General features: G+C 39.2%; 9 protein-coding genes. All 9 read right to left on the bottom strand.

Features of this window, described 5'->3' with window-relative positions; genetic code table 11:
* Window positions 1-26 precede the first annotated feature (26 nt).
* The gene (locus PQ456_RS09525; protein ID WP_204824443.1) at window positions 27-1,034 is read right to left on the bottom strand and encodes a Gfo/Idh/MocA family protein; all 1,008 of its coding nucleotides are present in this window, start codon (window positions 1,032-1,034) and stop codon (window positions 27-29) included.
* Window positions 1,035-1,127: 93 nt separating this feature from the next.
* The gene (locus tag PQ456_RS09520; protein ID WP_069325894.1) at window positions 1,128-1,490 is read right to left on the bottom strand and encodes a replication termination protein; all 363 of its coding nucleotides are present in this window, start codon (window positions 1,488-1,490) and stop codon (window positions 1,128-1,130) included.
* A gap of 654 nt (window positions 1,491-2,144) precedes the next feature.
* Entirely contained in the window at window positions 2,145-5,321 is a 3,177-nt protein-coding gene (locus PQ456_RS09515; protein WP_273615892.1) for a bifunctional cytochrome P450/NADPH--P450 reductase, read from the bottom strand.
* A 13-nt stretch (window positions 5,322-5,334) separates the two neighbouring features.
* On the bottom strand, window positions 5,335-5,913 hold the full coding sequence (locus tag PQ456_RS09510; protein WP_273615891.1) for a TetR/AcrR family transcriptional regulator: 579 nt from the start codon (window positions 5,911-5,913) through the stop codon (window positions 5,335-5,337).
* Window positions 5,914-6,183: 270 nt separating this feature from the next.
* Window positions 6,184-7,344 (bottom strand): acyltransferase, encoded by a 1,161-nt coding sequence (locus PQ456_RS09505; protein WP_273615890.1) that lies wholly within the window; start codon window positions 7,342-7,344, stop codon window positions 6,184-6,186.
* Between the two features lie 45 nt (window positions 7,345-7,389).
* Window positions 7,390-7,599: a hypothetical protein gene (locus tag PQ456_RS09500; protein WP_204824447.1), complete on the bottom strand. Its 210-nt coding sequence runs from the start codon at window positions 7,597-7,599 to the stop codon at window positions 7,390-7,392.
* Between the two features lie 231 nt (window positions 7,600-7,830).
* Complete coding sequence (locus tag PQ456_RS09495) at window positions 7,831-8,493, bottom strand: general stress protein (RefSeq protein ID WP_273615889.1); 663 nt, start codon at window positions 8,491-8,493, stop codon at window positions 7,831-7,833.
* A 146-nt stretch (window positions 8,494-8,639) separates the two neighbouring features.
* Window positions 8,640-11,186, bottom strand: coding sequence for an ATP-dependent helicase HrpB (gene hrpB / locus PQ456_RS09490; protein WP_273615888.1), 2,547 nt, complete (start codon window positions 11,184-11,186; stop codon window positions 8,640-8,642).
* Window positions 11,187-11,368: 182 nt separating this feature from the next.
* Entirely contained in the window at window positions 11,369-11,734 is a 366-nt protein-coding gene (locus PQ456_RS09485) for a DnaJ family domain-containing protein (RefSeq protein ID WP_273615887.1), read from the bottom strand.
* Window positions 11,735-11,902: the final 168 nt, after the last annotated feature.

Below are 11,902 nucleotides of genomic sequence, written 5' to 3'. Positions count from 1 at the left end.
AGAATTCGCGTTTATACTTCCAAACGCTAAACCAAACGGATTTTTTCTCCGCGTTTAGCAGATTCTAGGCATGCCGCGATTACTTTTGTATTGCGAATAGCATCTTCAGGGCTGTAAGGCAATGGTGTGCCATCGATGACAGCCGCCGCGAACGCATCGACTTGAAGAGCGAAATGATTCGCTACCTGTACATTTTCTTCGCGTTTACCTTCATCGGTATAGATCATCACTTGAGGCTCGCCTTCGCTATCATTGCGTCCAAAAGCATAAGGTAATTTGATCCGTCCTTTGGTACCTACAATTTCTAGAGCACAGCTAGGGTACGCCCACATTCCACATTCAAATGTTAACGCCGCTGATCCGGGAAATTCAATCAGACCGGAAGCCATCATATCGACATGATCATGCTTGGCAGAAAAGAAACCTTGAACCGTTACTGCGACAGGTTCTGATCCAAAGTACATACGCGCAGCAGATACGGGATAGACACCCAGATCGTATAACGAACCGCCACCCATTTCACGACGATAGCGCACATTATCAATATCTTCAGCATTGTTAGATGTGAATCGTCCATGCATCGAACGAATTGTTCCTATTTCGCCTGATTCAATAATATCCCGCACACGTGCATGCTTGGGATGATAACGATACATAAATCCTTCAGCAAATAGCACGCCTGACTTGCGACAGACATCTACCATTTCAGCCGCTTCCTGTGCATCTAGTGCCGCAGGCTTTTCGCATAATACATGCTTGCCGGCTTCGGCAGACTTGATCGTCCATTCTTTGTGCAAATGGTTCGGCAATGGGATATAGACTGCATCAATATCAGGATCTGCTAATAATTCTTCATAACTACCATATGCTCTTGGAATATTACATTGCTCTGCAACCACTTGCGCCAGTTCTAGAGAGCGACTTGCGATAGCGAGTGTCTCATTACGTAGTGATTCATGAATAGAAGGGATGACGGCGCTTACAGCAATCCCGGCGGTGCTCATAATGCCCCACTTTAATTTACGTTCAGTCATGATTGTATTCCTTCCCTTCGTTTTAAATTAAATGATTTTAACTTTCCGGCAAGGAGGTTGCTTCGTTTCTTGCAGATCAATCCTTTTAGGACTTTATTTATAATTGTCTGTGGCGGCTTTGGTGAGCATACCAATACAACGATCGAGATCCACTTTAACTTGTTTTTTGTAGAGATTCGCTTTCTCATGTCCATCATCGGTAAAGTGATAGATAACAATCTCTTGAAAATCTACTTTGGGATCATTCCCTTTCAATTGCTTGGTTCGGTAAAGCACACCATCATGCACCAATTCGTGCAAGGCCCGATAAATTTCGCTCTGTGGAGGAGAATAACCAAACGACTCAAATCGTGCTTTCATCTCTTCTAGCATCTCATATCCATACCCATGATGTTCTTCAACCATAGAAATTAGATATAATTTGATAAAGGCTCGTTGTGCGATCATAAATGCCATTTCCTCGTCCCCCTTCTGCATACTGGTATGTGACCCGTTATCCAAAGGGTTAACCCATCAGAACATCTGTCCATGTTCTATTATATGAAATTTTCACTGGTTTGAAAAGTTAAGCAGTCTGTAATGACATAAGTAAAGTCAATAACAACTGTAATACAAGCAGAATGGATAGTCATATATTTGTGATTTGTGTCTTTGATGATTTTGTGATTTTAGCTGTCGCGGTTGATACGAGATTTTTGATTTTCCTATTATGAATTTTTCATATGTTGAAATAATTATAAAAATGGTTATTGGAGTACTATTTCACGTTTTGCTATTCTATTCTTCTTCCTGTTTATTTCCGCCTATTTTCAATCGTTCTTATCCTGTTTCTTCCTATTTTTCGTTATGTAATGATAGAACTATTATCAATGTCTTCTATTTGCTCAGATATGTTATCAGTTAATTATTATGAATTTTTCATATATTTAAATAATCTTATAGTCTGAAATTATATTTGTAAAATCTATATGTTTAATCATGATATATCGTTGATTGAACACCCCACATAAAAAATGAAAAAACACCTTCAATTATTCACTTCAACTTGTCTAAGAATAAGCTGATATGAATATTGAAGGTGTGATTTACAAAGGATGATAATACTCTTTTTTAGATTCCTGTCCATACATCTTTGGCATATTGACCTTTACTTAGTAATTGGTCTAGCCATTGGACAGATTGTTCTTGATTCACTTTATGCACTTCTTGATAAGCTTCACATAATGTCTGTTCTACATCAGGAGCCATTTTGGTTCCATCCCCACAGATATAGAAATGAGCACCTTGATCGATCAGTTCGATTAATAAATGACTATCTTTTTTCATTTGATGTTGAACATATACTTTCACTTCTTCTTTTTCACGAGAAAATGCAGTATGCAATGTGACAATGCCCTCACTTGCATATTGTTCTAACTCTTCTCGATACAAAAAGTCATGTTCGGGATGACGGCAACCAAAGTACAAGTGAGCTTGACCGAGTGTATTACCTTCTTGTTGTAACGCTTCTCTTGCTTGCAAAAAGCCGCGGAAAGGAGCGATACCTGTTCCAGGTCCTACCATAATAATAGGTGTAGCTGGATCGTCCGGTAATTGGAATCCTGATTGTGGTCTACGAATAAACATCACAACAGATGATCCGATCGATTGCTCGGCAAGGTAATTAGAAGCGATACCACGGTATTCTCCCTGACCACTACGTGCTACCCCGCGTACTACACTGACTGTAATACTAATTCGATCAGGATACGCTTTGGGTGAACTAGAGATTGAATAGTAACGTGGTTTGAGTGGTGGTAACAATTCTAAGAAACGATCAAATGGAATTTCGCAAGCTTCATACTTTTCAATCAAATCTAACATCGTAATTCGCTTAGCAAGCACTTCTGTTTTATAGGTTTCTTCATCTAATAAAGCTTCTAATTCTTTGCGATGTGGAGGACATACGGTATAAGCAGCAACTTCTCGAATCTGTGCGCGTGTGGCTGCATCTTGTAATTCTACGCTGTGTCCTAGCAAGTCCGGTAAGCTTACAGGACGTTCTAACGGTAAGTGAGCTGCACTGCGTCCACTGCCTTTTAGCAATAAATGATCTGATAATTTCAAATGAAAACGTTCTGTTACTCGCTTGATCAGACTGGCTGGATTCTGCGGTAATATTCCTAGATGATCGCCTTCATGATACGTTGCTTCAGCAGGTAAAGACAGTTCTATATGGCGTGTACTGCGCCCACTATCATGATACTGTAGTTCACGATTTTCTAGAATTTCCGAATGAAAAGCATCATATGTCTCTGCAAGCGGTGTACCTACCATCCCACTTACAAAACTGACGGATAGATTGCTATGCTCTTTCTTTTCTCCACCGCTATAATTCAAGTCAAAAGCACCCATCAATTGCGGCCATAGCTTCTCTTTCCAATCATCTAATTGCTTTTCAAAATCATCACTGGCATCGCCTTCACCTGCTTCATAGATACGCCCTGCTCCAAGTTCAGCCAATCGTTGATCAATCAAATGCGGGATTTTCTGATACGTACTTGCCCAGTTATGATCTCCACAGCCAAACACTGCATATTTCACACCTTGTAATTCGCCTGCTTCTGCTTCTTGCAACCAATCTACAAAGTACTTCGCATTATCCGGTGGATTACCATTATACGAAGCAGAGACGATCAGCACCGCGCCTTCAGTTGGAAGTTTGGCTGCGTAATTATCCAGTGTAGCCACTTCACTACGGAACCCTAGATAATGACCGGTTTCTGCTAATTCACGTGCTATGCCTTCTGCGGTACCTAGATTAGAACCGTATAAGACCAGTAGTGGTGTATGATGACCTGCTAATTGAGGATCGGCTTCGATTTTTTGAGCTTTTTCTTGTTCTGGTTTGGCTTTTTCCATAACTGCCACAGCTGTCGGACTTTTACGTACTTTGACTTGCATGGTGAAATGTTCTGGCTTGAGTGTTAAAGATTCTTTGATTTTGAGCTGGTAATCAGTATGATCTATTAATTCAAAATGCTTCAATACCATACCCAGTACCATAGTAGCTTCATGCATAGCAAATTGTTGCCCGATACATGCACGTTGTCCATTTCCAAACGGTTTGTAGGCATGATGAGGTACTTGACTATCATCTTCAAAACGTTCAGGACGGAATTCTTCTACATCTTCGCCCCATGCTTCTGTATCACGGTGTAACTTAGGAATCAATACACTGACTGCATCGCCTTTATTCAAATGATATTGACCACCTAATACCGTATCTTCTTTAGCATATAGAGAAAATGCAGGTGCTGTTGGCCATAGACGCAAAGCTTCATTCAAAATCATACGCACATAATCCAATTGTCGCACTTGTTTATACGACGGCACTGGATCAACGAGTATGCGATCTACTTCTTCATATGCTTTTTGCAATTTATCTTTATTTTTGAGCAAATAGTAAATAGCAAACGATAACAGTCCGCTTGTTGTCTCATGCCCGGCAATCAGAAAAGTGATCATTTGATAACGAATATTTTCATCGTCTAATGTTTCACCTGTCTCTGGATCTTTACCATTAAGCATATGAGATAGCAGATCGTCTGTACCTTCTGTTATTCCTGCACGACGCTCTGCAATCATTTGATCTACGGTAGCAAACATGTGTTCAATATCTTCCTTGTGCTGTTGCTTACGATCTATCGTTAAGTTATCTTGACTGTCTACATTTTGCAATTGACCCATCGCTTCTTCAAGAGCACGGCTCATACTTACAATGAAAGGATGAGGTTGATCGCGGTAAAAGCTATTAAAGCGATAATTGAATCCACATAATCCAATCGTATCCAGTGTCAATCGAGTCATATCTTCAGGAACGTTGACACTTTCATTAGGATTCAAACGCGCCCATTTCTGTACCAGTTGAGTCGCAATATCTACCATCATGTTCTGATATCCTTGCATAGCCCGTTGACTAAAGCTAGGAAGTAAGATGTGATGAGCTTTTTTCCAATTAGGTTCATGTGTCCAGCTTGTGAATAATCCATCTCCTGTGAATGGACGCACATTTTGAAGCGGAGTCCATATATTTTTATCAAATCGAGATTCGTCACAAGCTTCTTGTACTAACCGATGGCCGGAAAGATAAATCTGTTCTCTTCCTGGCAATTCCATACGAAAAATCGGTCCGTATTCATAAGATAATTTGATAATAGACTGTAACGGTGTCTCTGCATCAAGTAAGTGTAAATTGCCAAGTGAACCTTCTTTTTTCGGTTGCGGAATATCAGTATAGGTTGTCATTAATGATTCCTCCTTATTTCTTATATTCAATAGCGTTCCAACAACATTCTTCCACTTGCTCTATCAATTCTGCGGATAATACGACGCCTCCTAGACGAACGGCATTATACAATTCTTTGAAAGCTCCAAATACAATTGCTATTAATACAGGTGATGACATAGAACGAATCATTTTTTGTTCGATTCCATAATCACAAAAGGCATATAATCCTTTTTGTAACTGTTCAAATAATTGTTTATTTTCTAGAGTTAAATACCATCCCTGTGCATGAGTAACCAGAAAGTGCAGTCCGTTAATATCTTGCTTGGCAAAGGTAACCATTCCATAAAAAAAATGCCTGAACTGTGTTCGAACATCGTCGCCTTCTTGATACAATTGACCTACGGTAGCTTCTGTTAATGCCAATGTACCTTGCTCGAACAGTGTATTCACCAGCGCTTCTTTATTTTCAAAATAACGATAAATCGTCCCTGCTCCAACTTTGGCAGCTTCTGCAATCATAGGCACTGTGGTGCCATCAAATCCACGATCAGCAAATAAAGAAAGAGCCGCCGATAAAATTAAATCTTGTTTGTTTAATGTAGCTTCCATTGACTTCACCCCTTCCGTATTCGTTATATGCATGTTCTATACTTTTTAAAATTCATCATCATATTTTTACATAATCCCTGTCTTAATTATTACCTTAATAAGAGCGGAATGAATATTCATTCCGTGTTTATACTATAAACTGGATCAACTATCAGTTTCAACTTTGGTGATCTAAACCCTTGAAAAATCTACGTTTTGGCGTATATCCTATATTAGATATACAGAAAAAAGCAAACATCGATTGTAGACCGATGTCTGCTTTTTTTATGATTATATTTTAACTTCACTCTTTTTACGTAACGACATCCCTGTTAACCAGTGTCCATAAGGAATATGCGAGATCATATAGGTTACCAGTACCGATAACACAAGTGTAATAATCCATACCAATAACATTCTAATCGTAATATTCATTCCTGCTAATAATGATTCTTCAATGATATAACTGATTCTCAACATTAAAGCATGAGCTAAATAACCACCATATGAGTAACGACTCAATGTGATCCATAATTGTCGATGATACGTACCACCATTAGATTGAATACTCAAAGCTACAATATAGATCAACGCTAGAAAAGCAATCAAAAACAATCCCATCGCTGGTTGTAATAATGTTAATGCTATAAAACGTCTACCAAATGGAGCTTCTGGAGGAAAATGCCCTAAAACGAGCCCTGTATAATACACCGCAAACAACCCGCATATCACTATCACAGGAAATTTAACCCGTTTTAGGATATCCAGGAACACATTTATATGTAATCCAGCCAAGGCACCTAATAGAAAATAAAATAAATAATAGATCACATTACGATCAGCATAGGTTGTAAAATAGGCACTAATTACTGGAATATGCAACGATGTTGCGGTATCCGTAATCAAAGGTCTTGCGAATAAAATAAGCTCATATCCAGCAATCAATCCGATGATCAGTAACCATGCACGTTTTCGTTGACCATTGACCCATTTCACTATTTTTCTGACAGCTATACGTAAAGGTGGAAACAATAAATACATCGGAATAATCATCACAATATACCATAAATGGTAACTTGATTTGCCAGTAAGCCAAAAGCGAATCATTGTAGTTATCGATTCCCAGAAGGGATGGTTATAAATGCCTACCATAAACGAATAGATAACAGACCATAACAGATAAGGCACAATAATATCTTTAAACCGTTTACGTACAAACGATACATAATTGATTTTGCCTTCATAGTTATAAAAAAGCACCAGCCCTGTGATGAAAATAAAGGCCGGTACTGCAAATTTGGCCGCTAATAGCAAAAGAGTAAGCCGAGCCCCATCCTCCATTTTCAATTCTGGGACTACAGAAAAATGAGCAATCGAATGCTGAAGCACGACAGCGGCAAAAGCCATACCACGCAGAATCTCGATTTCTCTTAATCTAGGTTTTTTTGTCATAATGTACTCCTGAAGGAATATTCAATACTTCTTCATAAGTCTGTCTTATGAAGTCAATCGTGACCCACAACCCCAGCTTGCTGTATTAGACATTGTTGGTGTTGGCATACGCTGTGATTCATTTTTGGGTGATGGTGACGGTGCACCTGGAAGACGAAGTTCGTTGCGTAATTTGTTGATCCATTTACGACGATTTCTCTTTTTGTCCTTTGCAGAACCAGATGTAGGCTGAGTCAGTTTATCCTGTACGTCCATGATTATAACCTCCTCATTCATATAGTAAAGGGAACATAATACATACCCTTTCACTGTCAGTATACCTCTTCTAACGATAATCTAACAGGGCATTTATAACCTAATGCACATTTTTTTGGGAAATTCATTAGCGAATCCAGTAGAATAATGACGAAAAGCTTACCTCCAGTCAATAATTTGACCAAAGATAAGCTTCTCTGCTGTCTATCTATTTAGATAATTTATTATCGATTATACGCCGTAACCGCCATTAGAATACGAAGTTAATTTGTTGTCTGATCCCTGACTATCATCATTTAGGCTATCTTTATCGACACCTTTGTGCACTTTGGATGCATTAGGATCTTCGGTAGTACGTGTCTCAGGTTGCGCTTGAGTAGTTGTACTCGTTTCTTTTGCACGGTAACGTGTTTCATTCAATGTACGGTTATTACGGAATACACCGTATACATTATCATAACGATCGTCATCTTCTACTAACACAAGAATTTTACCGTTATTTACATAATCTTGGTACTCTGTAGCTTCATCTTCTGGAATACCCATACCGATCAAACCACCTAAAAGACCGCCTGCGCCTGCTCCAACAGCGGCACCAGTAATCGTTGCTGCAATTGGACCTGCTGCTAGAATTGGGCCGATACCAGGAATCGCTAATGCTCCAAGACCTGCTAACAATCCTGCTGTTCCTCCAAGCACGCCACCTGTTGTTGCTCCTGTTGCTACGCCTTCAGGTGCTTTGGTATCTGTTTCTTCTGTAATATTGCGTAACTCTTCGCGATCTTTAGTAATAACAGAGATTTCTTCTGAAGAAAAGCCCTGACTTTTTAATTGTTCAATCGAATTGGAAGCTTCTTGTTCTGTATTAAATACACCTACAATTTTCTTATCCATTTGTAATTACCTCCCGAGTATGAACCTTCTTTAACTTACTATTATAAGGTTGTCTGTGAAGTTATTACCCGTCCTTAGATACCTTCAATCGGGATCAGAAAAAATGTATTGACAAATCAATATTTTTGTAGTTAGACACTTAGCATTTAAGATTGGCGAGGTTTCACACGATGTGTAGGTTCCGCTGTTAACGGATTATCTGGCCAATAATGTTTGGGATATCTACCTTTTAAGTCTTTTTTAATCTCAAAATAAGCATGTTGCCAAAAGCTGATCAAATCATTAGTAACCTGTACCGGTCGTCCTGCTGGAGATAATAAATGTATCGTCAAAGGAATATGATGACCAATCATCGGTGTAGTCATACATCCAAATAGCTCCTGTAATCTAACAGCGATAAACGGGCGCTTTGGATCAGTATAGTTCACAGCAATACGTGATCCGCTAGGCACTTCGATATGTGTCGGCGCTAGTCTATCTATGGCTTGTCGTTGTTCCCAGGATAAGCGATGTAGCAATAATTCTGTTAGATTTAATTTTTTTAGTTCATTAAAGCGACGGATTCCTTCTATATAAGGAAGTAACCATTCATCCATTTCTGCTAATAAAGTGCTATCATCCATTGCAGGATAATCAGGATCAAGCTGATGCATAAAAGAAATCCGTTCTCTCCATTGTATGGCAGCTTTGGTCCAGTTCAAGCTATCCAGACCTTTATAACGAATCGCATGTATTATAGCTAATTGAATCTGTTCAGCGGAAGGCTTAGGATCAGATACCGATTGCAATAAGATTGCGCCTAGATAAGTATCGATTCGTGCAGATATTGATTCACGTTCTTCATCATAATCAACTTGGTGTACAGATTGAATATGATTGGCATGTATTCGACGAAGTTGTGATTCACTCACTTCAGCCGCTAGTCGAATCACACTATCTGTTCCTGTATCATCTAATTGTGCTGCTACAATATAAGAAGCTGTTGTCAGATAGTCAGAACGATGTGCAGAAGAAGCAAATGAAGCCCCACGCCCTATACGTAATAGAAATGTACCATTACCACGATTTTTGGCGATACGATCAGGATAAGCTAACGATAACAACATCCCTGTATTGGATGTGGAAAGATCAGGATCAATTGAGCTAGGAGTATTATACCCTTGAATCAGACGTGACTGTTGTTCAAAACGCCGACTCCATTCTTTGATACGCTGAATAGCTCTAGGATCTACTTGATAAGAAGAATGACCCTGAAGAGCCTGTACCCGATGCTCCATATCTGCACCTGCTTCATGAGAAGATAACAGATCACGTTCTTGCAACAATGCCGCAAGATCACAAGCTTGTTGAACCATGCCTAAAGGAATAGCATGTACAATCATATGAGCGAGACGGGGATGTACACGTAGTTTTGACAATTCGCGTCCATGCGCTGTAATGCCTTTCTGCTCGTCTAATGCTTCCAAATCAATAAGCAACTGACAAGCTTGCTCATAAGCAGCTTGCGGTGGCTGATCCAACCAGCTTAATTCTTTTATATCAGTTCCCCAGACAGCAATATGCAAAGCCATAGATGTTAGATCACTTTGGACAATCTCTGGTGAACGAGTAGTTGCTAAATAAGATTGTTCTTCTTCACTCCACAGTCGATAACATATACCTGCTTCTGTGCGCCCTGCTCTACCTCTACGCTGATCTGCACTATCTTGTGATACACGTTCTGTAGCTAGATGCTCCATCCCTGTACGAGCGGAAAAGACAGGAATACGGGTTAGACCACTATCAATTACAATCCGAATCCCTGTAATTGTAATACTTGATTCAGCCAATGAAGTAGCTAATACTACTTTACGCATCTTTTTTGCAGAAGGAATAATCACTTGATCTTGCTCGGATGAAGTCATACCACCATGCAGAATCAGCAATTCGGTAGAATTATTGATCGAGTCGATAGATGATCTACATTCTCGCTGTACAGCTCGAATCTCACGTATACCAGGCAAAAAGACTAAAATATCACCTTCATGTTGTTGTAATGCTTCTTGGATAGTATTAGCTACTTTTTTCGCCCAATCGGAATAAGGACGTTGATACATTTTAAAAATCGATTCACCCTGTACATAATACGTATGCACAGGATAAGTTCGACCTGCACTAGACAGTATAGGAGCATCTCCTAATAAATGAGCTACAGGCTTAGGATCCATTGTAGCTGACATCACTATCACTCTTAAATCTTCACGCAAAATAGACCTGCTCTCTATCGTTAGAGCAAGCCCTAGATCAGCATGCAGATTCCGCTCATGAAATTCATCAAAAATAATCAAACCAATTTGTTCTAATGAAGGATCATGCTGCAACATCGCTGTCAAAATCCCTTCAGTAACGACTTCGATCACTGTATTCTGACTTACTTTGCTATCCAGCGCTACCCGATAACCTACCGTTTCGCCTACTTGCTCTTCTAAGGAAGCTGCCATAAAACGTGCCGCAGAAATAGCGGCTACCCGCCGCGGTTCTAACATGATGATCCGCTTTCCTTGTAACCACGGTTCATGTAATAAAGCGATAGGAATACGAGTCGTTTTCCCTGCTCCGGGTTCTGCTGTGACTACGGCTACTCCTTGTTGCTCTAAGTATATTTTCAAATCAGGAATCAACGCATCTACAGGCAAATTCAATAATTCAGTCAAAACATAATTCCTTTCTATAAGCGCCTGACGATATAAGCACTATTTGTTCTACTTTTATCAAAATGATGGTTAGCACAAAATGATTTAAACTCTTCTATTCAAGTCAGTTCTATCATGAAGATAATAGCATTAAAATAGTAGATATATGATTGATCATTTCTATTTAGATATCTAGGATGATGTTAAGTTAATCGCTTACGAATTTGATTCTCATAGCGGTGATAAGAAGCATTTTCTTGTAATCCACGCTGGCTAGTAATCAGTTGTAAACGTAACGTTTTTTCATCCAATTTGCGATGTAACGCTTGTCGTTCACCTGCATGTTCACAAGCTGCAATCAGATCGGTTAACGTCAACATCTCTTGTCGCAATTGTAACTCCTCTGGAATAATACCTGCATTTTTCATAACTTTATAAGCCGCTCTTAATTCTTCAGGCACATGAGATAAATCTTCCAGTGCTAACGGTTTTCCTTTACCTTCCAGATCATCAAATTCTCCTTGTTGTATAGCTTCATTGATTTTCTGTTCTGCTAACCACGATAACATAGGATAGTCACCTCTTTGTTATAATGTTTGTATATATCATCTTCGTTATACCTATTTAATTCACAGCGATCGATAGAATGACATGATAATATAACAAAAGAAGCTCCTATAACAGAGCTTCTTGATATGATACCATCATTTGATCTTTATAATTAGATAGTCAGCAAT

The organism is Paenibacillus kyungheensis (assembly GCF_028606985.1).
Taxonomy (GTDB): Bacteria; Bacillota; Bacilli; order Paenibacillales; family Paenibacillaceae; genus Saccharibacillus; species Saccharibacillus kyungheensis.
This window is presented reverse-complemented; position numbering and strand designations above follow the sequence as displayed.